Origin of the sequence: Kribbella sp. NPDC058693, assembly GCF_042715335.1 — a bacterium.
Classification (GTDB): domain Bacteria; phylum Actinomycetota; class Actinomycetes; order Propionibacteriales; family Kribbellaceae; genus Kribbella; species Kribbella jiaozuonensis.
Genome location: NZ_JBHXSQ010000003.1, coordinates 124,656 through 148,902, shown reverse-complemented (window position 1 = coordinate 148,902; position 24,247 = coordinate 124,656). Strand labels below are relative to the sequence as shown.

Genomic DNA, 24,247 nt, shown 5'->3' with positions numbered 1-24,247 from the left:
ATAGGGGGCATGAGTACCGAAAGAGTCGTTGGAGTCGGGGCTGGGGCCGCCGGATTCGACCCTGCTTACGAGCGTGGTGGAGCCGGATCGGACCTGCCGACCACCGACATGGTGCTCAACATCGGTCCGCAGCACCCGGCGACCCACGGCGTACTCCGGCTGCGACTGACGCTGGACGGCGAGCGGATCGTCAGCTGCGAGCCGATCATCGGCTACATGCACCGCGGCGCGGAGAAGCTGTTCGAGGTCCGCGACTACCGGCAGATCATCGTGCTCGCGAACCGGCACGACTGGCTGTCGGCGTTCGCGAACGAGCTCGGCGTGGTGATCGCGGTCGAGCGGATGATGGGCCTCGAGGTACCGGACCGGGCGGTCTGGCTGCGGACCCTGCTGGCCGAGCTGAACCGGGTGCTGAACCACCTGATGTTCCTCGGCTCGTACCCGCTGGAGCTCGGCGCGATCACGCCGGTGTTCTACGCGTTCCGCGAGCGCGAGACGATTCAGGCGGTGATGGAGGAGCTGTCCGGCGGCCGGATGCACTACATGTTCAACCGGGTCGGCGGCCTCAAGGAGGACCTCCCGTACGGCTGGCTCGGTCGCGCGTCCGCAGCGTCCGCGGCGGTCCGCAAGCGGCTGCCCGATATCGAGGACATCATCCTCGGCAACGAGATCTTCCGCGCCCGCACGATCGGCGTCGGCAAGCTCGCTCCCGAACTCATCGCGCAGTACGGCGTCTCCGGCCCGATCGCCCGCGCGTCCGGCGTGGACGCGGACCTCCGCCGCGACGAGCCCTACCTCGCGTACGGCGAACTCCAGGACGTACTCCGCGTGGTGACACGGCCCGACGGCGACTGCTACGCCCGCTTCTCGGTCCTCCTCGAGCAGGTGAAGGTCTCGCTCGACCTGGTCGACGCCTGCCTCGACAAGCTCTCCACGATGCCGGCCGGGCCGGTGAACGTCCGGCTGCCGAAGATCCTCAAGGTCCCCGAGGGCCAGACCTACGCGTGGACCGAGAGCCCGCTCGGGATCAACGGCTACTACCTGGTCTCGCGCGGCGACAAGACGCCCTGGCGGCTGAAACTCCGCTCGGCCAGCTTCAACAACATCTCCGCGCTGCCGGCCCTGCTGCCCGGCACGATGATCCCGGACATGATCGCGATCCTCGGCAGCATGTTCTTCGTCGTCGGCGACATCGACAAGTAGCAGGTCAGAACTCGCGCCCGGCCACCGGCGGGCGGTGTGCGCCGGCGATCAGCTGTACGAGCGCGGCCACCGGCAGCGGCTTCCCCGGGTCGGCGTGCCCGGCGGCGCGCTGCTTCGCCGTACTCGCCTTCGACAGGTACGGCGTCACGTACGCCGCGGTCTCCGGCTCGAACCGCCAGCTCTCGCTCAGCGGGCCGACATCGACCACGTCGTACCCGAGGGTCTGGATCAGCGCCGTGGCTGCGGCCTTCGCGTCCGCGTCGTCGCCGGCGATCGGCAGCGCGCTGCGATCGGTGGCGTCGGCGGGCCGGGCGAGCGTGACGATGTTGCGGGCGCTGATGTTGTTGAACGCCTTCACGGTGTGGGCCTCGGGCAAGTGTTCCTGGAGCAGCTGCGCGGTCGTCACCTCCTCGCGGTCGAGCCGATCGATCCGGCCGTCGCGGTGCGGGTAGTAGTTCATCGTGTCCAGCACGACCTTGCCCGCGAACGGTTCGACCGGCAGGTCGGCGTACCGGCCGAGCGGGATCGTCACGAGGACCCAGTCCCCGGCCCGCACGGCCTCCTCGACAGTGCCGGCCTGGACGCCGAGGTCGCGGACCTTGTCGGCCAGGCTCTCGGGGCCGCGAGAGTTCGCCATCACCACGTCGATGCCCGCGTCGACCGCGAGCCATGCGACCACGGACCCGATGTTGCCGCTGCCGATGATTCCGAGTGTCGACATCGATAACCCTTAGCTGAGCAGTTCCTGGAGCGGTTCGCGGATGCCGTCGGCGACGGCGAAGACGCCGCGGGACTCCGGCGCGTGGTCGGTGCCGTCGAGGTCCAGGACCGTGACGCCGGCCTCGCGGCAGATCGCCACGCCGGCCATCGTGTCCCAGGGCTTGTTGGAGAACATGATCAGGGCGTCGAAGAACCCGTTCGCGGTCCAGGTGAGCGCGGTCGCCGCCGTACCGATCATCCGCAGGCGTTGGGCGCGCGGGTAGAGGCGCTGGGTCAGGGCGAGGCGGTCGGCGTTCACCGCTTCGGCGTTCGGCCCGACGGCATAGTCGCCTACGGCAACCAATGCGTCGGCCAGGTCGGTGCACTCACTGCCCCGGATCGTCTTCCCGTTGCAGGTGGCGCCCAGGCCTTCGGCGGCGGCGTACGTCGTACCGAGGGCGGGGTGGTCGATCACGCCCGCGACGGCCCGTCCTTCGTGGATGAGTCCGAGCGAGATCGCCCACAGCGGTACGCCGTGGATGAAGTTGACCGTGCCGTCGACCGGGTCGAGCACCCAGCGGGTCCCGTCGGTCGCACCGCCCTCCTCCTCACCGAGCACCCCGATCTCCGGCGTCTCCCGCTCGAGGAACGCACGCACCTCCCGCTCAACGGCGAAGTCCACCTCGGAGGCCATGTCCCGATCCCCCTTGGACGTCAACTCCCCCACCGCCCGCGTCTGCGTAACCACCCGCCCACGCTGGACCGCAGCCTCAGCAACCTTCAGCAGCTTCGTAAGATCCACACCACAGAACCTACGTGCAAGCACCCACACGCCGCTCGCATCCGTCCACGAAGCGATCGGCGCCGCGCCCCGCGCGGGGTGGGGGGCTCAGGCGAGCCCCACCTCGCGGCGCCTGCGGCGCCAGGCGGCGGCCGCTGCGACTCCACCGATGGCCAGTGCGCCGACGGCTGCTGCTTGCCCGATCTTGATCGGGCACCCGGAGGCGCACTCCGGGATGGGATACGGCTGGCCGGGGTTCAAGTCATGCGTTTCGTCGGCTGATACGTAGGCCTCGGTCGCCGGGAACGGGAAGCCCTCGGGGTTCAGCAGGCGGTACCAGTAGAGGTCGTCCCACGCCTTGCGGCGGCAGGTGACGTTTACCGACGGTGACTCGTACGGCGTCGGACCGAGTTGACCGATCGGCAGATGGTCCTCGTTGTAGACCGTGACATGGCCGTTCGGATCGTTCATCGTCACAGCCGGGTAGTTCGCATCCAGCCCCATTACCGCAGTATGGGCCTCGGCTCAGGAGGCGGCCAGACCTCGGAGCTTCAGGTCCACGACGGTCGGCGCGTCGGCCTGCGAGTGCTTGTCGCCGGCGGCAACGACCGTGGCGACCTCTTCGTCGATCTTGTCCAGGCGCTGGTCGATCTTGTCCAGCCGCCGCTGCATCAGGTCGACGAACTCCGCGTTCTCGACCACGCGGGCGCTGGTGATCCGCGAGTACTCCTGCGCGACCTGCGCGCGCTCGTCGGAATGGGCCAGCCGCTCGACCAGCAGCTGATGGCGGAACAGGACGGCGCCGGCGATCGCGACCAGAGCCGCACCGACCGCGGCGGCCCGGAGAATCCAGGCATTCTGCGAGAACAGCGCGACACTCACGCCCAGGCAGACAACGATCAGAGATGCGTTGGCAACGGTGAGAACGGTGGTCCTGGTTCGACGGCGGCTACCCCTTGACCCCATGGACCGACATGTTAGGGGGTCTCGTCGGGGTCCTCGGGAATACGACACGCGCGTTCGAGCAACAATCCGGCCGTGACGACCAGCACAGAGATCACCGCCGCCGCAGCGGCCATGATCACACGGTTACGAGGGCCCGAAGAGCCCATCGCCTGCAGGAAGCTTAACGCGAACCCTGCGTAAACACCGGCACATAACGCGCCGACGAACGCACTCGCCTTCCCGATCATCAGCAGGAACACCGCACGGGACGGCTCGACCCGCTCCCGGCGTACCTGGATCCGCTGGTGGGTGTTGCGGGCCGCGGCGAACAGCAACGCGGCCAGGAACGCCCAGGCGACCAGCGTCAGCCACGACACCGCCGGCGCCACTCCACCACCGGCCTCGATCGCCTTCACCATCGTGACGCCGATCGCGACCCCGAGTACGGCGATCGCGACCAGCAGCCGGCGTGACGTCGGCCGCACCGAGCCCGGACGTGGCGGCTGCTGCTTGTCCCGGGGTGCCTGCCCCGGCTCGGTACCGCCGGACACCACTACTGCAGCTCGATGTCGAGCTTGGTCACGCCGTCGGTCCCGACCTTGGCCAGCAGCTCAGAGACCGGGCCGTGGCCCGGGAGGACGGCGTCCCGCTCGATGTCGAGCCAGGGCGCGAGGACGAACGCACGCTCGTGCGCCCGCGGGTGCGGGATCGTCAGCTCCTCGGTCTCGATCGTCTTCTGCCCGTAGGTGATCAGGTCGACGTCGAGGGTCCGCGGCGCGCCCGGCACGCTGCGCTCCCGGCCGAACGCCTGCTCGATCGCCTGCGCCCGCTCGAGCAGCAGGTCGACGTTCAGCGTGGTGTCGGCGAGCAGGACGATGTTCAGGTACGGGCCGGACTCGTCCGGACCGCCGATCGGCTGGGTCTCGTACACCGGTGAGACCTCGACCACCACGACGTCCGGGGTGTCCCGCAGCGCATCGACCGCGCCCTGCAGGTTCGCCTCACGGTCGCCGAGGTTGCTGCCGAGCGACAGGATCAGCTGACGGATCGGCTTCAGACCACCGCTCAGGGTGTCCGCGTCGATGACGTGGGGACTAGGGGTCTCAGTCACGAGGATTCTCCGGCTCTGCGCTGCACGGTCAGGACAACGTCGTCGAACGGCACCGAGATCGGCGCCGAGGGTTTGTGGATGGTGACCGCCGTCGCTGTCACCCGCTTGTCGGCGAGGCAGAGATCGGCGATGCGCTGGGCGAGGGTCTCGATCAGGTCTACCGGGTCGGTCTCGATCGCGGCGTGCACCTGCTCGGCCACCACCCCGTAGTTCACGGTGTCGGCCAGGTCGTCGGAGGCCGCAGCGGCCCGGGTGTCCAGCTCCAGCCGGACATCCACGACGAACTCCTGTCCGTCGGCCCGCTCGTGCTCGAACACCCCGTGGCGCCCGAAACCGCGGATGCCCCGGATCTCGATCACATCAGGAGGAATCACAACGGGACCGCTCATTCCGCCTCCTCCTGTCGGCCCCCAGACGACGACAGTACCGGGGAGGCATGGTGGATCCACAACCGCCAGCCGCTAGAAGTTCGACGGAAAACGTTCGTGGCGAGCGCCTTGCCACCGGCGAAGCCGTCCTCGGGGGCACCTTCACCCGAGGACAGGACATTCTCCGTACACGTGACGTATGCCACGTCTTCATCTACCCGGACCTGCACATCGGTCAGGAAGAACTGGATGTACGGCGTGTTCGCGAAGATCATCGCCCAGGCCCGCATCATCTCGGCATACCCCGAGATCGCCGCGTTGCCGGGGTGGATGCAGACCGGATCCGGCTCCGGCAGCCAGACGGCCGCCATCAGGTCCAGGTCGCCGGCCTCGAACGCGTTGTAGAACGCGGTGTTCGCATTCAGTACGACGTCCTCGACGGTGGCACCGCGTGCACCATCGCCACCGGTGCCCTGCCGCGGTCCGTCCGTCATACCGTTCCCCATCTCTTCGCCACCCGGACCGCGTCCGCGTTCGGCGCCACCGCGTGCGCCCGGACACACCAGGCACCAGCTGCGGCGGCCAGGGCGGTCACGGCCACGCTCGCATCGTCTCGTCGTACGGCCGGTCTGGGTTCGCCGGTCTGCTCGTCGGCGAGCAGCCTACCGAGGAACGTCTTCCGGGACGCACCGATGAGCAACGGTCTTTCCAGTACGGCGAATTCCCGCAACCGGCGAAGGATCTCCCAGTTGTGGTCCGCGTTCTTCGCGAAACCGAGCCCGGGGTCGAGCGCGACCCGGTTCAGGTCGATGCCGGCCTGCCGCAGTACGTCGAGCCGCTCGCCCAGTTCGGCGATGACCTCGGCGACCACGTCGTCGTACTCGGCCCGGTTCTGCATGTCGATCGAGTGCCCGCGCCAGTGCATGCACAGGTACGGCGTCCTGCGCTCGGCCACCAGCGCCAGCATGTCCGGATCGGCCTGCCCGCCGGAGACGTCGTTGATCATCGTGGCGCCGGCGTCGAGCATCAGCTCCGCGACCCCGGCCCGCATCGTGTCGACGGAGATGATCGCGCCTTCGGCCGCGAGCGTCTCGATCACCGGGAGGACGCGACGGATCTCTTCCTCCGGCGACGGCCGGACGGCACCCGGCCGGGTCGACTCGCCGCCGACGTCCAGCAGGTCGGCGCCTTCGGCCAGCAACTCGCGCCCGTGCTTGATCGCCGCGGCCGGCTCGAACCACTCGCCCCCGTCCGAGAACGAGTCCGGCGTCACGTTCACAACGCCCATGACCAGACACCGGTCGACGCCCGGCAACCCGTCCACGTGAACCCGCGATCCGTTTCCCACCCACACACCGTAGTAGGCGCATCCCCCAGTCCAGCAACCAGCCGCACATTTCTGCCGGCAGCAGCTCGGCCGGGCTCAGTTGGCGAGGATCAGGCGGGACTGGGTGGACTGCAGAACCTCGGCGATGGGCTGCGAGTACGACTCGTTGGTCTGGCCTGACTTCTCCAGGCACTGGCCGTTGAGCAGGGCCGCGCCGCTGGTGATGCCCTGCGCATAGTTGCCGGTCATGTTCGCGCCGCCGGAGTCGCCCGCCTCCACGCAGGCGGTGTGCTGGAACAGGCCGCGGACGATCCGGTTGTTGCCGTAGTTCACCGTGACGTTCTTCGCGACGATCCGTCCGCAGGTCCAGCCGGTGCTCTTCCCGGACTTGCACAGCGTCGATCCGACCGTGGCGTCCGCGAGCCCCTTGACCGCGACGTTGCCGGCGCCCCAGCCCTCGACGTACCCCTGCTGGTCCCAGCCTTCGATCACGCCGACCGAGCCGAAGTCGTTGCCCGGGAAGCTCGACGTGTACGTGTTGCCGAGGATGTATCCGTTCCGGGAGAACGACGGCTTGCCCGCCGTGCAGTGGCCCGCGGTCAGGAAGATCCGGTTGCCCTTGCGGGTCCGGGCGTTGAAGCCGAGCGAGCAGACGTACCCGGTGTTCTTGTCGACCTGTACGCCGCCGCGCAGGCTGAAGTCGTCCGCGGTCGGGCGGATCGTCCCGACCACCTGGCGGACCGTCACCCGCTCGCCGTTCGCCACGGCGCGGGACAGGAACCGGTTGGTGATCGAATCGTGCGCGCCCTTCGGCACCGAGACGACCACGGTCCCCGAGACGGGATCGACGTACCACGAGCGCACCTTGCCCGCGCTGGACGTCATGGCCAGCTTGTTCAGCTCGCCCTGCACGGCGTTCAACTGGCGGGCTGTGAAGCGGACCAGGCGCGGGATCGCACCGATCTGGCGGACCAGCTGGGCCGTCGCGAGATCGGACACGGCGACGATCAGCTCGCCGTTGTCGTAGTAGCTGCCCACCACACCCGAGTCGGACCCGAGCTGCGACTCCAGGGTCTCCGCGACCAGGGGATCCTCGGTCTGCTTCTGGGTGGTTTTCTGGGGGGTCTTGGTCCGCGTGTCCGCGGTGGCCCAGTTGGCCGCGACCAGCCCGCCGGCCGTCAGGACGACGACCCCGGCCAATGCGGCGCCGACCCGGAAACGCCCCGACATCCTGTCCTCCTCACACCGGCACTCTGGTCCCCGTTGGCCGAGTGCCACTACGGAAAGTAAACGCTCAGCGACAGAATGTCCATAGTGCCGGACTCCTAAACTCCAACGAAGTCAGGGGGCCCGGGGCTACGGCTCAGCCGACGATCAGGCTCATCGCCTCCGCGCGGGTGACCGGGTTGCGCAGCTGGCCGCGGACCGCGGAGGTGATCGTCTTCGCGCCCGGTTTCCGGACACCGCGCATGGTCATGCACAGGTGTTCGCACTCGATCACCACGATCACGCCGCGCGGCTCGAGGATCTCGACCAGCGATTCGGCGACCTGAGTGGTCAGCCGTTCCTGGATCTGCGGTCGTTTCGCGTACACGTCGACCAGTCGGGCCAGCTTCGACAGTCCGGTGATGCGGCCGTCCCGGCTCGGGATGTAGCCGACGTGCGCGACGCCGGTGAACGGGACCAGGTGGTGCTCACACAGGCTCCAGACCTCGATGTCCTTCACCAGCACCATCTCGTCGTGCTCGAGCGCGAACGTGGTCGTCAGCACGTCCTCGGCGGTCTGACCGAGCCCCGCGGTGATCTCGGCGTACGAGCGGGCCACCCGGTCCGGCGTGTCCCGCAGCCCTTCGCGGTCCGGGTCCTCCCCGATCGCGAACAGCAGCTCCCGTACGGCGCGTGCCGCCCGCTCGTGGTCGAAATTCGGTGAGGTCATCCGGCCACTGTAAACAGCAGCGCCGCCACCCGATGGGTGGCGGCGCTCGAGTTGTTGCTACTGCTTGTTCGGCGGGGTCGGCCCGCTGCCGTAGTCCGTCGGCCGGATGGCCTCGTCCGGACCGACCGAGCCGCCCGGCAGTACGTCGTGCAGCGAACCGTTCTGCTCGGCGCGGCCGTTGCTGCCGGTCGGCATCACCGGCGGCTGGTCGGACGGCACCCGGGTGGACGAGCCGGTCCAGGCCGGCCGCCGCTCCCGCATGATCACCGGCTCGAAGATCCGGGCGATCTGGTGCTTGTCCAGCGTCTCCTTCTCGAGCAGCTCCTCGACCAGGTGGTCCAGGACCGCGCGGTTCTCGACCAGGATGTCGAAGGCCTCCTGGTGCGCGTTCAGGATCAGCTTGCCGACCTCCTCGTCGACCGCGGCCGCGATCTCCTCGGAGTAGTTCCGCTGGCTGCCGAAGTCACGGCCCAGGAACGGCTCGCTGCTGTCCTGGCCGAACTTGATCGCACCCAGCCGCTCGGTCATGCCGTACTGCGTGACCATCGCCCGGGCCAGCGCCGACGCCTTCTCGATGTCGTTGCTCGCGCCGGTGGTCGGGTCGTGGAAGACCATCTCCTCGGCCGCACGGCCACCGAGCATGTAGGCCAGCTTGTCCAGCATCTCCGACCGGGTGGTCGAGTACTTGTCCTCGTCCGGCATCACCATCGTGTAGCCGAGCGCGCGGCCACGCGGCAGGATCGTCACCTTCTGCACCGGGTCGGAGTGCGGCAGGGCCGCGGCGACCAGCGCGTGTCCACCTTCGTGGTACGCGGTGAGCACCTTCTCCTTGTCCGACATCAGGCGGGTACGGCGCTGCGGGCCGGCGATCACGCGGTCGATCGCCTCGTCCAGCGCGCGGTTGTCGATGACCTGCGCGTTCGACCGGGCGGTCAGCAGGGCCGCCTCGTTCAGCACGTTGGCCAGGTCGGCACCGGTCATACCCGGAGTACGGCGGGCGACCGCGGTCAGGTCGACGTCGGGCGCCATCGGCTTGCCGCGGGAGTGGACCTTGAGGATCTGCGTCCGACCGGGCAGGTCCGGCGCGTCGACGGCGATCTGCCGGTCGAACCGGCCCGGGCGCAGCAGCGCCGGGTCGAGCACGTCGGGCCGGTTGGTGGCCGCGATCAGGATCACACCGCCGCGGACGTCGAAGCCGTCCATCTCGACCAGCAGCTGGTTCAGCGTCTGCTCGCGCTCGTCGTGACCACCGCCGAGGCCCGCACCACGGTGCCGGCCGACGGCGTCGATCTCGTCGATGAACACGATCGCCGGGGCGTTCGTCTTGGCCTGCTCGAACAGGTCGCGGACGCGCGAGGCGCCGACACCGACGAACATCTCGACGAAGTCCGAACCGGAGATCGAGTAGAACGGCACACCCGCCTCGCCGGCGACCGCGCGGGCCAGCAGCGTCTTACCGGTACCCGGCTGGCCGTAGAGCAGCACGCCCTTCGGGATCTTCGCGCCGACCGCCTGGAACTTGCCGGGCTCCTGCAGGAACTCCTTGATCTCGCCGAGCTCCTCGACCGCCTCGTCACAGCCGGCGACGTCGGCGAACGTGGTCTTCGGGGTGTCCTTGGTGATCAGCTTGGCCTTCGACTTGGCGAAGCTCATCACCCGCGAGCCGCCGCCCTGCATCGAGTTCATCAAGAAGATGAAGACCACCGCGATCAGCAGGAACGGGATCAGCGTGGAGAACACCTGGCCGATGAAGCTCGGCTTCGGGTTCTCGACGTCGTACCGCTCGATCTTGCCGTCCTGGAACAGGGACTGCAGGTCGGTGCCCAGCGTCTCGGCCTGGCCGTCGACCCAGTGCGCCCGGAGCTTGGTGCCGTCGGTCTTCTCGACCCGGATCTCCTGGTCGGGGTCGATCAGCGTCACCGACTTGATCGTCTTGTCGCTCGACGACTTGGCCTGCTGGATCAGCTGGACGACCTGGCCGGTGGCTTCGGTCTTGTACCCGGTCGAGCCGGTCAGGAGCTGCCCGATCACCAGAACGCCCAGGAAGGCGACGACGATCCAGAACAGGGGTCCGCGGAAGATGCGCTTCACGTCCATGATCGGGGCCTAGGCCCCGTCCCTCCTAGCTCGGCAGGCCCGGGTGTGGCGGGCTTGTGACGGTAATACCAGTCCAAGTGTCTCGTGTCGCACAAGACAACACAGCACGAGGGTCACCAAAGGACAGTACGACCCGTTGTACAGGCCGTCACCAAGTCTGCCTTGTGGGAGCCGGTCAGGAGTAGACGTGCGGGGCCAGCGTGGCCACACAGCGCAGGTTCCGGTACTTCTCGGCGTAGTCCAGACCGTAGCCGACGACGAACTCGTCCGGCAGCTCCAGGCCGACGTACTTGACCGGGACCCGCATCTTGGCGGCGTCCGGCTTCACGAACGCGGTGCACAGCTCGAGCGAGGCGGGTTTGCGTGACTCCAGGTTGCTGACCAGCCAGCTCAGCGTGAGCCCGGTGTCGATGATGTCCTCGACGATCAGCACGTGCCGGTTGGTGATGTCGGTGTCGAGGTCCTTCTGGATCCGCACCACACCCGACGACTTGGTGCCCGAGCCGTACGACGAGATGGCCATCCAGTCCATCTCCACGTGCCGGCTGAACGACCTGGCCAGGTCGGCCATCACCATCACCGCACCACGCAGGACACCGACCAGCAACAGGTCCTTGCCCTCGTAGTCGGCCTCGATCCGCGCTGCCAGCTCCCGCAGCTTCGCGAGGATCTGGTCCTCGGTGTAATGGATCTTGGTCAGGTCCTTCTCGATGTCCGCCGCATCCACAGCCGTCAGCCTGTCACATCCGGGCCGAGGATGATGAATCCGCCCTTGCGGATCGCGCGGACGCCCTGTGGTAGGTCGATCCAGCGCTGGCCGCGCCAGTCGGTCACCAACGCGTCGACCGCGGCGACGTGCCCCGCGGTCAGGTCAGTGGCCCGGCAACCGGCTTCCAGCGCGGCCTGCCGCAGTACCCGCGTCCGGATCGCAGTGGGCTCATCAGTCAGTACGCCGACGTCCGCGCGTACCTCGCCCTCGGCACGGCTCAGTGCGGTCTCGGCAACGTCCGCAGCGAGTAGGTCGAGCGCATCGGCGTCTGCCCGGAGCAGTCCGGCCGTACGGGCCAGCGCCTCGACCACGCCAGGCCCCAGTGCCTCCTCCAGCACCGGCAGCACCTCGTGCCGCACCCGCACCCGCGTGTACTGCGGGTCGTCGTTGTGCGGGTCATGCCACGGCCGGAGCCCTGACGCGATGCACGCCGCCGCGGTAGTGGCCCGCGGTACCTCCAGGAACGGCCTGCGCAGCCGGCCGACCGCCGGAGCCATCCCCGCCAGCGACCGACCCCCGGAGCCACGCCCGAGCCCGAGCAGAACAGTCTCGGCCTGGTCATCACGAGTGTGAGCCAGCAGTACGACGTCCGCTGCCAACTCGTCCGCCGCGTCCCGCAGAGCGTCGTACCGCGCAGCCCTAGCCGCAGCCTCCGGACCGCCGTCGCTGCCGACCTCCACCGCGCGCACCTGGACGGGGTCGAGCCCTAGCGTCCGGCACTGCTCAGCTGCGGTCGCGGCAACGTGCGCGGAGTCCGGCTGTAGGCCGTGGTCGACGACGACCGCTCCGGCGCGCAGGCCCAGCTTGGGCGCCTCGAAGGCGGTCGCGGCCGCAAGAGCGAGTGAATCCGTGCCGCCGGAGCAGGCGACCAGAACCGTGGTCCCCTGCGGCAGCTCGGCCAGCGTCGCCCGGACGGCCTCCCGGGCGCGAGCTATGGCCGGGTGCAGCTTCCCTCGTCTGCGCTCGACCAGCTCCTCCACGCCTGACTCAGCCGTGGAGTCGGGCGACCCAGGCATCGGGGTTCGCGATCTCGTTCTTGGTCGGCAGCGTGTTCGGGCCGGTCCAGACCCGGTTGAAGCCCTCCATACCGACCTGGTCGACCACGCGGCGTACGAACGCCGCACCGTCCTTGTACTGCCGCAGCTTGGCGTCCAGCCCGAGTAGCCGCTTCAGCAGCTGGTCCACCGGGTTGCCGCTCTGCCGGCGGGACGTGAACTTGGACCGGATGTGCTCGACGGTCGGGATGACCGACGGGCCGACTCCGTCCATCACGAAGTCCGCATGGCCCTCCAGCAACGACATGACCGCTGTCAGCCGGTCCAGGACGGCACGCTGCTCCGGAGACTGCATCAGGTCCACCAGGCTCAGCTCAGCCTCACCGCGCACCGACCGTCCCAGCCGCTGCACAGCCTCCCGGAACATCGCGGCGTACGCCGACGCGTCCAGCTCGGCCTGGTCCAGGAACAGGGCGATCTCCGACCGCAGGTGGTCCCGCAGCCACGGCACGGCGGTGAACTGCACCCGGTGCGTCTCCTCGTGCAGACACACCCACAGCCGGAAGTCCCGCGGTACGACGTCGAGCTCGGTCTCCACGTGCATCACGTTGGGCGCCACGAGCAGCAGCCGACCGGTCAGGTGAGGCCGATCCGGGTCCGGCTGTGCCGGGTAGAACGGGTCGAACTGGCCGAGCACCCGGGACGACAGGAACGCCAGCAGCGCACCGGCCTCGATCCCCGTCACCCGCGAGCCCACCGCCGATGACAGGCCGGCCGTCCGGTCCGCCTTCTCGCGCAGCTTGTCCGCCAGCGGCTGCAGCACGGTCCGGAAGCCGTCCGCGTTCGCCTGCACCCAGCCGGGCCGGTCCACGATGACCACCGGAGCGGTGGCCGACGTGGCCTGCAGCCCGGTGAACTCGCGTACGTGCCCCTCGGACTCGGCCGCGAACTGCCGCAGCTCCGCGACCACCTGGTCCGCCTCCGCGCGGCTGACCGCCGGCCCGGGGCGCAACAACTTCCGCGCCACACCGGTCGCCAGCTGCCAGTCGACCATCTCGGTCGTGGTCTCGCCTTCAGCCGTACTCATACAACGACCCTAGTGCTATGTCCCAACATGTGGGGCTGATCAGCAGCCGCAGTTGGCCAATGCAGCCGTGGTCCGGTCGAGGGCCGCACGGGCGTCGAGGGTCTTCGGGACCGGGACGCTGTCGCTGGCGACTGCGAACACCAGGAGCGTGCCGGAGCGGTCACGGGCGTACCCAGCGAGGCTGTGGACACCGGTCAGCGTGCCGGTCTTCGCATGGACCAGTCCGGTCCCCGTGCCGGTCCCAGCGGTGGTGAACCGCTCCCTGAGGCTTCCGTTGAAGCCCGCGATCGGGAGTCCGCTCAGGAGATGCCGCAGCTCCGGGTGGTCCTTGGAGATCGCCACCCGGACCGCACCGGCGAGCAGGTCGAGCGGGACCTTGTTCGCCCGGGTCAGACCGCTGCCGTCGTAGATGCGGGCCTTGCTGACATCCAGACCGAGTTTGGTGAGCGTGGCGCGCACACCCTTGACCCCACCGACGTACGAACCGCCGTTGCCGGTCGCGATGCCGACCTGCCGCAGCAGCACCTCGGCACCGTCGTTGTCGCTGTGCTGGTTGATGTACTCGACGATCTGCCCGAGCGTCGGCGACTTCACCTGCGCCAGCGGCGCCACCTTGGCCTGAGCCGTCGCGGCCTTCACGGTCGGCGCCACCGTGATCCCATACGTACCCAGCAACTTCGAGAACGAGGTGGCCGCGGCCTGAGCCGGCAAGGTCGCCCGCTTGGCCATACCTGGTGAAATGCGGCCCTCGTTCACCCACAGCGCCGTCGTCGGCGCGGCAATCCCCTCCGGGATGTAGTTGGCTTCCCAGTTCGCATTGGCCGCCGGACCGGTGAACAGCGACGAGTCGTACCCGAGGGTGACCCGCGTGACGCCTTGCGCCTTCAACGCCTTCGCAGTACTCGCCGCGAGCGTCTGCAGCGTTGCGCGCGTCGGGTAGTCGGTTGCCTGCTTCACCGCGAGCAGCGGGTCGCCACCGCCGACCAGGACGATCGAGCCCTTACCCGCGCTCACGACCTTGGTGGCGAACGTGTGGTCCGGCCCCAGCGTCGCCAGCGCCGAGACCGTGGTCAGGAGCTTCAGAGTCGACGCAGGCGTGTACGGCGTCGCCGCCCCGACCGAGAACACCGGCTTGCCGCGGGAAGCGTCGTACACGTAGACACCGTGGTGCGAGCCGAGTGACGGGTCCTTGAGGACAGCAGCCAGCGCCTTGCCGACCCCGGCCGCCGTCGGGGCGACGCCCTCGGTGGTCGCGGGTGCCAGAACGGGCGGTGCCTGCTGGGTGGTCCGGACTGATCCGGGTACGGCGTCTGCACTACTCACCAGGCCGGCGCCCATGCTGGTGCACAGCGCCGTGGTGAGCAGCGTGACGAATGCCGCACGGGCAGGTCGTGCCACCTGGCTGCTCCTGTCATTCGGTCGGTCGGAACCGTGACAGTATCTGCCGTATGGAGTTCGACGTCTTCATCGAGATCCCCAAGGGCACCCGCAACAAGTACGAGCTCGACCACAAGACCGGTCGGCTCCGACTGGACCGGACGCTGTTCACGGCCACCCAGTATCCGTCCGACTACGGGTTCATCGAGGACACCCTCGGTCAGGACGGCGACCCGCTGGACGCGCTCGTCCTGCTCACCGAGCCGACGTTCCCCGGCTGCCTGATCAAGGCCCGGGCGATCGGCATGTTCCGGATGACCGACGAGAAGGGCCCCGACGACAAGGTGCTCTGCGTCCCGGCCGGCGACCCGCGCCAGGAGCACCTGCGCGACATCCACCACGTGCCGGAGTTCGACCGGCTCGAGATCCAGCACTTCTTCGAGGTCTACAAGGACCTCGAGCCCGGCAAGTCGGTCGAAGGCGCCACCTGGGTCGGCCGCTCCGACGCCGAGGCCGAGATCACCGCCTCCTTCCAGCGTCTGAAGACCGAAGGTCACTAATCGCCTGACAGGCGGCGGAGCAGGCCCAGCAGGGTTTTGCGCTCCGCTGCCGTCAACGGCTCCAGCAGGTCTGCCTCGGCGGCGAGGATGAGTTCGTCCATCGCGTCCAGCTGCTTCTCGCCGGCCGGGGTGATGGCAACGATCTTGCGGCGCCGGTCGGCCGGGTCGACCCGCCGCGCCAGCAACTTCAGCTCCTCGAGCTCGTCGAGCAGCGTGACCAGATCGCTTCGGTCGAAGCCGATGCGGTCGGCAAGCGTCGCCTGAGCAGCCTCGCCGTCGTCGGCCAGGCTCGCGAGCACGTGATAGTGCTGCGTCCGGACACCGGCCTCGGTCATGTGCTGCCGGACCAGCCGCTGGGCATGCTGACTCGACCTCCCCAGCGCCCACAGCACCCGGTCGGCCAGCCGATGCGTCGGCCCTTTCTTCACCCCCCAACTCTATTGGCATTGCTCACCCTTGGCGTTATCGTGGGAGTCTCCTATTATTTATAGCTCCCACGATATGGAGATCCCACAATGCGCGCAGTGCGCTTCCACCGCCACGGCGGCCCCGAAGTCCTCCAGCTCGAGGAGGTCGACGTACCCGAACCCGGCACCGGCCAGGTCCTGATCAAGGCCGAGGCGATCGGCGCGAACGCGATCGACGCCGTACTCCGTCGCGGCGGCTCACCCTGGGACCGTCCGCTCCCCGGCACCCTCACCGGCGACGTCGTCGGCCGGATCGTCAAGCTCGGCGCGGACACCCCGCCCGGCGTGGCCGTCGGCCAGCGCGTCTCGGCGCTCACCGTGGACGCCTTCGCCGACTACACCGTCGCCGACGCCGGGTTCCTCGCGTCGATCCCCGACGATGCCGACGCGGGCGAGGCCTCGATGATGTCGCTGACCGCCCCGCTCGCACTCCGAGTCCTCGAGTCAGGTCACGTCCCGGCCGGCGGCACGGTCCTGATCCAGTCCGCCGCGGGCACGATCGGCCACCTCGCCACTCAGTTGGCCCGCTTCTACGACCCCAAGACGATCATCGGTACGGCGTCCTCCGCCAAGAAACTCGACTTCATCCGCGACCTCGGCGCCGAGCCCGTCGACCTCACCGACCCCGACTGGCCGGCAAAGGTGCGCGCCCTCGCCCCGGACGGCGTCGACACCGTCCTCGACGCGGTCGGCGGCAAGGTCTTCGACCAGGGCCTCGAACTCGTGAAGCCCCTCGGCAGGATGGTCTCGTACGGCGCCATCACCACCGAGGTCCCAGCCGTCCCCGTGCTCGGTCTCCAGCTCCGGACCCTCACCGGCGTCTCCCTGTATGGCTGGCAGCAGGCTCGCCCCGACGAGGCCCGCGCCGACATCGCCGAGGTCATCCGCCGCTGGCAGTCCGGCGACCTCCGCCCGGTCGTCCACGCCACCCACCCACTCACCGACGTGGCCCGGATCCACGAAGCCCTCGACGCCCGTGAAAACCTCGGCCGCCTGATCGCCATCCCGTGAAACCATGACCGGGTGGAGCTTCGGCAGATGCGGTACTTCGTGGGCGTCGCCGAGGAGCTGCATTTCGGCAAGGCCGCGGAACGCCTGTACATCTCCACCCCGACCCTGAGCCAGCAGATCAAGCAGCTCGAACGCGAGGTCGGTACGACGCTGCTGATCCGGCACAGCCGCGGCGTCGAGCTCACCCCGGCCGGCCAGGTCTTCCTGGCCCGCGCCCGCGAAACCATCCAGGCGGCCGGCCTGGCGCTGAAGGACACGCGCCGGGCCGCCGGCCTTGACGAACCGGTCCTGCGGCTCGGCCTGCTGAACGGCATCCCCGGCTGGCTCCCCGCCGCCCTCGAACAGCTCGCCACCGAACGCTTCCCGAACAGCACGGTCACGCTCGAGGCCGGCACCACCACCGATCAGCTCCGGATGCTGACCGCCGGCGAGATCGACCTCGGCCTGGTCCGTACGCCGATAACCTTGCCCCCGGCAATAACTTCCGAACACCTCGCCGTCGAGGAGCTCGGCGTGCTGCTGACTGCGACCCACCCACTGGCCGCCCGTCCGGTGCTCACCCTCGACGACCTGACCGGGCTCGAGCTGATCTGGATCCCGCGCGCGGCGGCGCCGGAGTTCCACGACGATCTGCTCCGCCGGCTCGGCCCCGGCATACGGCTGAGTGACATCAGCATGAGCCACTCGCAGCTCCGCTCGGCGCTGCTCGTCCGGAGGTCCGCGATCAGCCTCGGATCCCGTCGCGCCGCGACGCCGGACGTCGTCTGGCGACCCATCGAAGGCCGCCCGCTGATCGCCCGGTACGCCGCTGCCTGGCGCGCCGATTCGCGCAACCCGGTACTCCAGGCGATGACTGTTAGCCCGGGCCTAACGATCGTTAGCCAACAAGTCGTGGTCGACTGACTCGTCCGGTGGTTGGCTCGAAACGTCAACCACCGAAGGAGATTCAGTGCAGGAACACGTAGTGATCGTCGGCGGCAGCTCCGGCATGGGCCGCGCTCTCGCCGCCGAACTCGTTGCCCAAGGCAGCGAAGTCACGATCGCCGGCCGCTCACCCGGCAAGCTCGAGGCCGTACGCCGGGAGCTCGGCGTACAGACCGTTGCCATGGACCTCGGAATCGAGCGCGATATCGAACGACTCTTCGCCACCACCGGCAAGGTGAACCACATCGTCACGACCGCCGCGGACGTCGGCGGCGCCTACCAGCCGATCAGCGAGTACGACGTCGACGCGGCCCGTTCCGCGGTCGACTCCAAGCTGCTCGGACCGCTGCTGCTCGCCAAGCACGGCGCGTCGGTACTCGAACCCGGCGGCTCCATCGTGTTCACGTCGGGGATCGCGGCGTACCGCCCCGGACCGCGCGCATCGTTGCTCGCGGCACTCAACGGCGCACTTGCTTCACTGGCCGCGGCGCTCGCGGTCGAGCTCGCGCCGATCCGGGTCAACGTGGTGTCCCCCGGCTGGGTCGACACCCCGATCTGGCAGGACGTCGCCGGCGACGCGGCGCCCGCCACCTTGGCCGCGATGGCGGACCGCCTCCCGGTCGGCCGGATCGGCCGGACCCAGGACATCGCGGCCGCCATCATCGCCCTGCTGCGCAATGGTTTCATCACCGGCACCGTTCTTCACGCCGACGGCGGACACCGGCTGGTCTAGGGAGTAAGTGGTCAGGGACGGCCGAAGAAGTTCGGCGGGATCCAGTAGTACACGCTGTCGATCTGCACCGGCTTCCCGGTCCGCGGCGCGTGGATCATCTGCCCGTTGCCGAGGTACATGGCGACGTGGTGGATGGTCCCCGGGTCGCTCGGGTTGGTCGCCCAGAAGATCAGGTCACCCGGCCGCAGCTCGTCCTCGTCGATGTGCTGGATCTGTTCGTACTGCGCGACGCTGTAGTGCGGGAGCTGGACACCGGCCCGCTCCCAGGCGCCCTGGGTCAGACCTGAGCAGTCCCAGCGCGACGGCCCGGTCGCGCCCCACAGGTACATGTCGCCGAGCTGCCTCAGCGCGAAGTTGATCGCGTCCCGCGCGCTACCGCCCGAGCTGTGCCCGCCACCATTGCCGCCACCGCCGTTGTTGTCGTTGCTCGGCTTCGGCTTGTGGTGCTTCGGCGGCTTCTTGCCGTGGTTCTGCTTCCGCTCTTCCTTCTCCTGGCGAGCCTCCTCGGCTGCTTCCCGGGCCCGTTCGGCGGCCTCGGCGCGGCGTTCCGCGGCCTCACGGGCGGCGATCCGGCGCTTCAGCTCGGCGGCCTTCTTCGCGGCGAGAGCGGCAGCTCGTTGTCGCGCAAGCTCCTCGAGTCCCCGCTGCCGCTGGGCGGCCACCTTCACCGACGTGTTCTGCAGTACGGCGAGCTGCGCGATCGACTGCGTGCGCTGCACCCCGATCGCGGTCACGGCCGCGGACTGAGCGGCCTCCGCGTCCTCGGCGGCCTTCTTCGCCTTGGCCGCCTCGTCGGTCGCCTTCTTCACCTTCACGACCGCCTGGTCGGCCTGCACCTTGAACAGGTTGGTCATCACCTGGGTCGCCGAGAACCGCAGGTACGAACCCTGCATCGCGGCGGACACCGAGCGCGCCGCGCCTGCAGAGTCGAGCAGATCCTGCGGACCGTTCGCGGTGAACAGCGGCGCAATCTTCGCCACGTCGCCACCACCCTGGTACGACGCGGCGGCGAAGCGGCCGATCTGCGCCCGCTGGGTGGCGAGCGTCTTCTCTGCCTCGGTCGCCCGGGCCGCGGCGGCAGCCGCCTCGGCCTTGGCCTGCTGGAGCCGGTAGACGGCGCCGTTGTACGCCTCGTCGGCGATGCCGGACTCGATACCCAGCTGCTCGAGGCGCGCGTTCGCCGCGGCCAGCTGGCGCTCGATGGTCGCGACCTGGGCGGCCTTGGAGGCGGCGGCCTGCTTGGCCCGTTCGACCGCGGCCTTGGACGGGATCACCGGCGGCTTCGGCTTGGCAGCCTCGGCCGCAAGGGGCTGGATGACCATCGTGCCGGCCAGACAGATCGCGAGCACCCCGGAGAGCAGTGCCCTACCGGTCTTCCCAGTGCTCCCGACCCGTCCGCCGGACGTGGCCCTGAGGGGCGTCCGCATCGGGATCGTTCCTTCCGCCGGTCACGAACCCCTTCCCCAGGGTTCGTGAACTTTTGGTCCTCCTGGACCACATACGTGACACTAGTTGCCTACAGCCCCATTGGGAACAGCTTTCACACAAGTAACTTTGTTTCACCCGTGTGTCGACTTGACAAACTACAAGCTTGTAATTCCGCGAAGGTGCAGGTCGGCGCACAAAAACGCCCTCCGGCCGGAGCCGGAGGGCGTTTTGTGACGCGTCAGGGGTTCAGCGGAGGGCGAACGAGGCGACCACCGGGAGGTGGTCCGACGCCGGCGTGACCGGTACGGCGGCCTTCACCGCGCGCAGGCCGGCGCTGTGCAGCTGGAAGTCGATCCTCTTGGTCGGGTTGCCTGCCTCGATCGTGTAGCCCGGCCCGACCCCGACCTCGGTCCAGGTGTCGTCGTACACGGCGGTCAGGGTCTTGATCTCCGGCGCTTCCGGCGTCGCGTTCAGGTCGCCGACGAGCAGCGTCGGGGTCTTCGACTTGCCGAGCAGCTCGACCACCTTCTGCGCCTGCTCCAGCCGCTCGGCGTTGTTGTTGCTGGTCAGGTGCGTGTTCGCGAACCGTAGGTCGGCCCCACGAACCTTGATCTTCGCGACCGCGAGACCACGCTGCTCGCCGGTCGGGTACCGCGGCAGCAGTGTGTTCTTGAAGTCCTTGATCGGGTACTTCGACAGGATCGCGGTCCCGTACTGGCGCCGCGGTTCGCCCGGGTTCACCGGCGGGAGGTCGAGGTTGGCGGCGTACGCGTAGTGCATCTTGAGCCGTGCGGCGAACCAGGCCGGCTGGTCCACCCAGTTGCTGCGCACGTCCCAGTGCCGGTCGACCTCCTGGAGCCCGATCACGTCGGCCCCGGACTGCTCGATCAGTACGGCGATCCGCTCGAGATCGAGGACCCCGTCGATCCCCGCGCCGTGATGGATGTTGTAGGTCATCACCGTCAGCGGCCGCTCCGGCCGCGCGGCGTCAGGATTGGCAGCGGCAACGGTCGGCACCGCGATCAGGAACCCCACCAGGACCGTTAGCAATTTACGCATGCGCTCATACTTCCGGAAAACCGGCGACACTCGCACAACGAGCGAGTGTCGCCGGTCTGAACGGTCAGTGCACCAGGCGACCAACGGCGCCCTTCGCGCCTGAAGCCCAGCAGCCGGCGTGGGAGCCGTGGCCGGCGCATTCGACGCTGTCGAAGCTGCCGTCGTAGAACTGCTTCCAGCTGCGCCCGCCGTCGAAGCTCACGTCGCTCCCGGACGGTCCGACCGCGACAACGGTCGACGGCGACCACGGCACGAAGTGCGAGCCGCTGCGGTATCCCTTCGGCGCCTTGTCCGCGGGCACGAGCTTCCAGGTCCGACCGCCGTCGTACGTGATCGAGGCCGCCTTCACCGCCTCGTCCGGCTTCTCGAAGTCACCGCCGACCGCGATGCCGAACAGCGGGTTCCGGAACGCGAGGCTGAAGATGCCGGCCGCCAGGCCACTGGCCATGGGCGAGTCCGAGACCCGCCAGTGCCGGCCGCCGTCGTTCGTCCGGAACACCCGCGGCCGATCGCCGCCACCGGTCGCGAACCATGCAGTACGGCCAGGTCCGGCGACCAGGCAGGTCCCGCTCGCCGCGAACGCGAACTCACCGGGCAGAGCGGCCGGCATCCCGGCGTTCGACTGCACCTTCCACGACTTGCCGCCGTCCGACGTCGCCGCGATCCGGAACTTCCCGTCGACCGGGTCGCTCATCGCCAGCCCGTGCTTGTCGTCGTTGAACGCAAAGCAGTCGTAGAACGCGTTCGGGTCGGTGTTCCGGAACGTCTCGGTCCAGGACTTGCCGCCGTCGGCGGTGCGGTAGACCCGGGAGTCCTCGCCGGTCCCGATCGACAACGCGACCGCGCGCTTCGCGTCGAACGCCTCCACATCGCGGAACTGCAGCGCCGACGCGCCGGCCGGGCTGACGTTCTGCCAGTGCCTCCCGCCGTCGACGGTTCGCAGTACCGTCCCTTCGGTCCCGCCCACCCAGGCGACGTCCTTGCTGACCGCCGCCAGCCCGCGGAACTGCGCCGTACTTCCGGTCGGCGTCAACTCCCAGCGGTACGACGGCCCGCCGTGCGCCTGGGCGGGGATGACCTGAGACATCAACAGCAAACCTCCTGCCGCCAAAGCGGCCACACGCAGGATTCTCATGCGCGGCAATCTAACCGCCGTTCATGTCAGCTTGAAGGACTGCGCGGCACTTCCGTTGCAGGTGAGTTGGACGAGTTGGGTGCTGTCGGCCGTGGAGCCGCCCGGGACCGTCAGGCACTTGGTGCTGAAGCGGCTGACGAAGTGGAAGTAGCCGCTGCCTTCGGACACGGCCTGCCATTGCTGGTTGTTGCCATTGCTGTACGTCCACAGCTGCAGGCCGGCGTTGTCCGCGGCGGACACCCCGGTCACATCGATCACCTTCGTGGCGTCGTTGCGGTTGTTGACCCGCGTGAACCCACCGGACGTCGGCTGGAACTGGAACTGCTGCGCCTGTGTGCCGTTGCAGGTGTACTGCTGGATGACCGTGCCGTTCGCGACACCGGCCGCGCGGGCGTCGACGCACTTCCCGTTGCCCTTGTTGGCGACCTGGTACCACGCGGTCGGCGACGGCTGGTCGACCGGCGGCGTCGTACCGCCACCACCGAGCCACTTGAGCGCGTCCATCATGAACTGGTTCTGCGCCGGGCTGTCGAAGGTCGACGAGAGCCGGGTGTTGGTGTCGTAGTTCATCGCGTTGTGGCCGAAGTTCGCGTAGATCATCTTGTAGTTCTTGTTGGTCCAGATGATCGGGTAGTAGCCGGAGTACCAGGTCTGGTTGGGATCGGTGCCGACCGGGAAGCTGGACGGGTCGATCGACGCCAGGATCTGGATGTCGGGGTTGTTCCGCAGGTCGTTCTGCCAGCTGTACCACTCGCTCACCGACGAGCGGAACGTCGCGCCGGTGTTGACCAGCGCGGGGTGCGAACGGTTCTCGGCCTTCAGCGTGACCGCGGTCGGTCCCCAGGTGTTCGAGACGAACCGGCCGGTGCCGAGCAGCGTGTTGTTGAACCACGGCCAGCCGCCGCTCGCGTCGTTGTACGCCGACACGTGGAAGCCGAAGAACGCGCCGCCGTTGTCCATGTAGTTCTTGAACCCGTTGCGCTGCGCATCGGTATGCGGCGAGTCGTCGAGGAACATGACGACCTGGTACTGCGATGCACTCAGGTTGTTGAGCTGGTCCCAGTTGTTGGTCGAGGTGTACGAGAACCCGTTCTGCGCACCGAACTGCGGGAAGCGTTGATTCGCTTCCTTCTCGAAGTCGATGTGCGCGGCGTCGTAGGTGCCGCTGTAGAACGCGAGCACGTTGAAGGTCGCCTCGACCTTGGCAACCGCGGTCGAGGTGAGCCCGCTGATCAGCAGCACCAGAGCGAGCAGGAATGCGGGCAGGCGAAATCGATCGGAAAGCATGGGGGCGGACCTTTCCGTCAGAACCTTATGAAATTTCAGGACTTAAATTAACTCCCGATCAAAGCCCTGTCCAGAGTTCATCGCCTGACTGCCCAGAACGCTGAGCAACTGCAGCTTCTCCGCGCTCTCGCTGCCCGGTTCCGCGGTGAACACGATCAGCGTCTGCTGCCCGTCCCGGTTGTCGATCAGCTCGCAGTACAGCTCGAGGTCGCCGACCGCCGGGTGCCGGAACCGCTTGGTCTGACTGTGCGCGACGACGACCTCGTGCGCATCCCAGATCTCGACGAACTCCGGACTCAGCTTCTGCAGGGCCTTCACCAGCGACGCGGCGTACGACTTGGGGCCGTCGATCGTGGCGGTCGTGCGCAGCATCGAGACGAGCAGCTTGCTGTGGGTGGTCAGCTCGGGCTCCGCGTAGAGCGCCCGGGTCTCCGGATGCACGAACCAGCGGTAGACCTCGCTGCGTTCCATGCCCTGGAAATTGGTCAGCTCACCGGCGAACGCAACGTGCGCCGGCGTCTGCGCGAGAACCTCGCCGCACCTGTTCAGCAGCATCGCGGGGGTGTCGTGCAGCCGGTCGAGGATTCGCAGCATGCCGGGGTCGACGTGGCAGGCCCGCGTCGTCCGCGGCGGCGTACCGTGGCCTGCCAGCAGGAACAGGTGGTCGCGCTCCTCGAGCGTCAGCCGGAGCGCGCGGGCGATCGCGCCGAGCATGTCGACCGACGGCTGCGGGCCGCGTCCGCCCTCGAGCCGGCTGTAGTAGTCGGCCGACATCGACGCCAGCGCGGCGACCTCCTCGCGGCGGAGACCGGGGGTACGGCGCCTGCGTCCGCGGGGCATGCCCACGTCTTCGGGTTGCAGGGCCTCCCGGCGTTTGCGCAGGAAGTCGGACAGCTCGGCGTACTCCATACGTCCAGTGTCCACGGCGTACGGGCGTTATCCACTGCT

Annotated in this window: 27 protein-coding genes; 5 read left to right on the top strand and 22 right to left on the bottom strand. The window is 68.6% G+C overall.

The window, feature by feature from the left end; genetic code table 11:
• Positions 1-9 precede the first annotated feature (9 nt).
• On the top strand, positions 10-1,203 hold the full coding sequence (locus ACFWUU_RS18520) for an NADH-quinone oxidoreductase subunit D (RefSeq protein WP_380177033.1): 1,194 nt from the start codon (positions 10-12) through the stop codon (positions 1,201-1,203).
• 4 nt (positions 1,204-1,207) lie between these two features.
• On the opposite strand, the gene ACFWUU_RS18515 is transcribed toward ACFWUU_RS18520, so the two are convergent.
• The 16 genes from ACFWUU_RS18515 to dacB all read right to left on the bottom strand — a co-directional run bounded on the left by ACFWUU_RS18515 (position 1,208) and on the right by dacB (position 14,716).
• Positions 1,208-1,924, bottom strand: a complete 717-nt coding sequence (locus ACFWUU_RS18515) for an NADPH-dependent F420 reductase (protein ID WP_380177032.1) — start codon at positions 1,922-1,924, stop codon at positions 1,208-1,210.
• Positions 1,925-1,933: 9 nt separating this feature from the next.
• Entirely contained in the window at positions 1,934-2,704 is a 771-nt protein-coding gene (locus tag ACFWUU_RS18510; protein WP_380177031.1) for an inositol monophosphatase family protein, read from the bottom strand.
• Between the two features lie 87 nt (positions 2,705-2,791).
• The gene (locus ACFWUU_RS18505; RefSeq protein WP_380177030.1) at positions 2,792-3,187 is read right to left on the bottom strand and encodes a hypothetical protein; all 396 of its coding nucleotides are present in this window, start codon (positions 3,185-3,187) and stop codon (positions 2,792-2,794) included.
• Between the two features lie 21 nt (positions 3,188-3,208).
• A complete protein-coding gene (locus ACFWUU_RS18500) occupies positions 3,209-3,565 on the bottom strand; it encodes a hypothetical protein (RefSeq protein WP_233714909.1) in 357 nt (118 codons plus the stop codon).
• Between the two features lie 95 nt (positions 3,566-3,660).
• A complete protein-coding gene (locus tag ACFWUU_RS18495; RefSeq protein WP_233714908.1) occupies positions 3,661-4,179 on the bottom strand; it encodes a DUF3180 domain-containing protein in 519 nt (172 codons plus the stop codon).
• A 2-nt stretch (positions 4,180-4,181) separates the two neighbouring features.
• Complete coding sequence (gene folK / locus ACFWUU_RS18490; RefSeq protein ID WP_137256470.1) at positions 4,182-4,739, bottom strand: 2-amino-4-hydroxy-6-hydroxymethyldihydropteridine diphosphokinase; 558 nt, start codon at positions 4,737-4,739, stop codon at positions 4,182-4,184.
• Entirely contained in the window at positions 4,736-5,128 is a 393-nt protein-coding gene (gene folB, locus ACFWUU_RS18485; protein WP_137256469.1) for a dihydroneopterin aldolase, read from the bottom strand. The genes folK and folB overlap by 4 nt, the downstream gene beginning before the upstream one ends.
• Positions 5,125-5,601, bottom strand: coding sequence for a nuclear transport factor 2 family protein (locus tag ACFWUU_RS18480; protein ID WP_233714907.1), 477 nt, complete (start codon positions 5,599-5,601; stop codon positions 5,125-5,127). The genes folB and ACFWUU_RS18480 overlap by 4 nt, the downstream gene beginning before the upstream one ends.
• Positions 5,598-6,395, bottom strand: coding sequence for a dihydropteroate synthase (gene folP / locus ACFWUU_RS18475; protein WP_380179029.1), 798 nt, complete (start codon positions 6,393-6,395; stop codon positions 5,598-5,600). The genes ACFWUU_RS18480 and folP overlap by 4 nt, the downstream gene beginning before the upstream one ends.
• A 135-nt stretch (positions 6,396-6,530) precedes the next feature.
• Positions 6,531-7,664, bottom strand: a complete 1,134-nt coding sequence (locus tag ACFWUU_RS18470) for a S1 family peptidase (RefSeq protein ID WP_137256468.1) — start codon at positions 7,662-7,664, stop codon at positions 6,531-6,533.
• Positions 7,665-7,797: 133 nt separating this feature from the next.
• The gene (gene folE, locus ACFWUU_RS18465; protein WP_137256467.1) at positions 7,798-8,370 is read right to left on the bottom strand and encodes a GTP cyclohydrolase I FolE; all 573 of its coding nucleotides are present in this window, start codon (positions 8,368-8,370) and stop codon (positions 7,798-7,800) included.
• 57 nt (positions 8,371-8,427) lie between these two features.
• Positions 8,428-10,467, bottom strand: coding sequence for an ATP-dependent zinc metalloprotease FtsH (gene ftsH, locus ACFWUU_RS18460; protein ID WP_137256466.1), 2,040 nt, complete (start codon positions 10,465-10,467; stop codon positions 8,428-8,430).
• A gap of 175 nt (positions 10,468-10,642) precedes the next feature.
• Entirely contained in the window at positions 10,643-11,194 is a 552-nt protein-coding gene (hpt, locus tag ACFWUU_RS18455; protein ID WP_130443709.1) for a hypoxanthine phosphoribosyltransferase, read from the bottom strand.
• Positions 11,195-11,199: 5 nt separating this feature from the next.
• Complete coding sequence (gene tilS / locus ACFWUU_RS18450) at positions 11,200-12,216, bottom strand: tRNA lysidine(34) synthetase TilS (RefSeq protein WP_380177029.1); 1,017 nt, start codon at positions 12,214-12,216, stop codon at positions 11,200-11,202.
• 7 nt (positions 12,217-12,223) lie between these two features.
• Positions 12,224-13,318 carry a zinc-dependent metalloprotease gene (locus tag ACFWUU_RS18445; RefSeq protein WP_380177028.1) on the bottom strand — a complete coding sequence of 365 codons (1,095 nt, stop codon included), beginning with the start codon at positions 13,316-13,318 and terminating at the stop codon, positions 12,224-12,226.
• Positions 13,319-13,357: 39 nt separating this feature from the next.
• Positions 13,358-14,716, bottom strand: coding sequence for a D-alanyl-D-alanine carboxypeptidase/D-alanyl-D-alanine-endopeptidase (dacB, locus tag ACFWUU_RS18440; protein WP_380177027.1), 1,359 nt, complete (start codon positions 14,714-14,716; stop codon positions 13,358-13,360).
• 50 nt (positions 14,717-14,766) lie between these two features.
• On the opposite strand from dacB, the gene ACFWUU_RS18435 reads away from it, so the two are divergent.
• On the top strand, positions 14,767-15,255 hold the full coding sequence (locus ACFWUU_RS18435) for an inorganic diphosphatase (RefSeq protein WP_130442133.1): 489 nt from the start codon (positions 14,767-14,769) through the stop codon (positions 15,253-15,255).
• On the opposite strand, the gene ACFWUU_RS18430 is transcribed toward ACFWUU_RS18435, so the two are convergent.
• On the bottom strand, positions 15,252-15,683 hold the full coding sequence (locus ACFWUU_RS18430) for a MarR family winged helix-turn-helix transcriptional regulator (RefSeq protein WP_380177026.1): 432 nt from the start codon (positions 15,681-15,683) through the stop codon (positions 15,252-15,254). The two genes, ACFWUU_RS18435 and ACFWUU_RS18430, sit on opposite strands and share 4 nt — an antisense overlap.
• Positions 15,684-15,770: 87 nt before the next feature.
• On the opposite strand from ACFWUU_RS18430, the gene ACFWUU_RS18425 reads away from it, so the two are divergent.
• Genes ACFWUU_RS18425 through ACFWUU_RS18415 form a run of 3 tightly spaced genes read left to right on the top strand, consistent with a single transcriptional unit; the run spans position 15,771 to position 18,390 of the window.
• The gene (locus tag ACFWUU_RS18425; RefSeq protein ID WP_380177025.1) at positions 15,771-16,733 is read left to right on the top strand and encodes a zinc-binding alcohol dehydrogenase family protein; all 963 of its coding nucleotides are present in this window, start codon (positions 15,771-15,773) and stop codon (positions 16,731-16,733) included.
• Positions 16,734-16,745: 12 nt separating this feature from the next.
• Positions 16,746-17,636: a LysR family transcriptional regulator gene (locus ACFWUU_RS18420; protein ID WP_380177024.1), complete on the top strand. Its 891-nt coding sequence runs from the start codon at positions 16,746-16,748 to the stop codon at positions 17,634-17,636.
• 46 nt (positions 17,637-17,682) lie between these two features.
• The gene (locus ACFWUU_RS18415) at positions 17,683-18,390 is read left to right on the top strand and encodes an SDR family oxidoreductase (protein ID WP_380177023.1); all 708 of its coding nucleotides are present in this window, start codon (positions 17,683-17,685) and stop codon (positions 18,388-18,390) included.
• 11 nt (positions 18,391-18,401) lie between these two features.
• On the opposite strand, the gene ACFWUU_RS18410 is transcribed toward ACFWUU_RS18415, so the two are convergent.
• From ACFWUU_RS18410 to ACFWUU_RS18390, 5 genes are all read right to left on the bottom strand, one after another.
• Positions 18,402-19,817, bottom strand: coding sequence for an NlpC/P60 family protein (locus ACFWUU_RS18410; RefSeq protein ID WP_380177022.1), 1,416 nt, complete (start codon positions 19,815-19,817; stop codon positions 18,402-18,404).
• A 247-nt stretch (positions 19,818-20,064) separates the two neighbouring features.
• On the bottom strand, positions 20,065-20,877 hold the full coding sequence (locus ACFWUU_RS18405; protein WP_380177021.1) for an endonuclease/exonuclease/phosphatase family protein: 813 nt from the start codon (positions 20,875-20,877) through the stop codon (positions 20,065-20,067).
• Between the two features lie 64 nt (positions 20,878-20,941).
• Positions 20,942-22,012: a WD40/YVTN/BNR-like repeat-containing protein gene (locus ACFWUU_RS18400; protein ID WP_380177020.1), complete on the bottom strand. Its 1,071-nt coding sequence runs from the start codon at positions 22,010-22,012 to the stop codon at positions 20,942-20,944.
• Positions 22,013-22,033: 21 nt separating this feature from the next.
• Complete coding sequence (locus ACFWUU_RS18395) at positions 22,034-23,299, bottom strand: RICIN domain-containing protein (RefSeq protein WP_380177019.1); 1,266 nt, start codon at positions 23,297-23,299, stop codon at positions 22,034-22,036.
• Between the two features lie 42 nt (positions 23,300-23,341).
• The gene (locus ACFWUU_RS18390; RefSeq protein ID WP_380177018.1) at positions 23,342-24,208 is read right to left on the bottom strand and encodes a helix-turn-helix transcriptional regulator; all 867 of its coding nucleotides are present in this window, start codon (positions 24,206-24,208) and stop codon (positions 23,342-23,344) included.
• Between the last annotated feature and the right edge of the window lie 39 nt (positions 24,209-24,247).

Coding starts and splice junctions, on each gene's coding strand:
- ACFWUU_RS18520 (WP_380177033.1), top strand. CDS start 10: ATGAGTACCGAAAGAGTCGTTGGAGTCGGGGCTGGGGCCGCCGGATTC.
- ACFWUU_RS18515 (WP_380177032.1), bottom strand. CDS start 1,924: ATGTCGACACTCGGAATCATCGGCAGCGGCAACATCGGGTCCGTGGTC.
- ACFWUU_RS18505 (WP_380177030.1), bottom strand. CDS start 3,187: ATGGGGCTGGATGCGAACTACCCGGCTGTGACGATGAACGATCCGAAC.
- folB (WP_137256469.1), bottom strand. CDS start 5,128: ATGAGCGGTCCCGTTGTGATTCCTCCTGATGTGATCGAGATCCGGGGC.
- ACFWUU_RS18480 (WP_233714907.1), bottom strand. CDS start 5,601: ATGACGGACGGACCGCGGCAGGGCACCGGTGGCGATGGTGCACGCGGT.
- folP (WP_380179029.1), bottom strand. CDS start 6,395: ATGGGCGTTGTGAACGTGACGCCGGACTCGTTCTCGGACGGGGGCGAG.
- ACFWUU_RS18470 (WP_137256468.1), bottom strand. CDS start 7,664: ATGTCGGGGCGTTTCCGGGTCGGCGCCGCATTGGCCGGGGTCGTCGTC.
- folE (WP_137256467.1), bottom strand. CDS start 8,370: ATGACCTCACCGAATTTCGACCACGAGCGGGCGGCACGCGCCGTACGG.
- ftsH (WP_137256466.1), bottom strand. CDS start 10,467: ATGGACGTGAAGCGCATCTTCCGCGGACCCCTGTTCTGGATCGTCGTC.
- ACFWUU_RS18445 (WP_380177028.1), bottom strand. CDS start 13,318: ATGAGTACGGCTGAAGGCGAGACCACGACCGAGATGGTCGACTGGCAG.
- ACFWUU_RS18435 (WP_130442133.1), top strand. CDS start 14,767: ATGGAGTTCGACGTCTTCATCGAGATCCCCAAGGGCACCCGCAACAAG.
- ACFWUU_RS18425 (WP_380177025.1), top strand. CDS start 15,771: ATGCGCGCAGTGCGCTTCCACCGCCACGGCGGCCCCGAAGTCCTCCAG.
- ACFWUU_RS18410 (WP_380177022.1), bottom strand. CDS start 19,817: ATGCGGACGCCCCTCAGGGCCACGTCCGGCGGACGGGTCGGGAGCACT.
- ACFWUU_RS18405 (WP_380177021.1), bottom strand. CDS start 20,877: ATGCGTAAATTGCTAACGGTCCTGGTGGGGTTCCTGATCGCGGTGCCG.
- ACFWUU_RS18400 (WP_380177020.1), bottom strand. CDS start 22,012: ATGAGAATCCTGCGTGTGGCCGCTTTGGCGGCAGGAGGTTTGCTGTTG.
- ACFWUU_RS18395 (WP_380177019.1), bottom strand. CDS start 23,299: ATGCTTTCCGATCGATTTCGCCTGCCCGCATTCCTGCTCGCTCTGGTG.
- ACFWUU_RS18390 (WP_380177018.1), bottom strand. CDS start 24,208: ATGGAGTACGCCGAGCTGTCCGACTTCCTGCGCAAACGCCGGGAGGCC.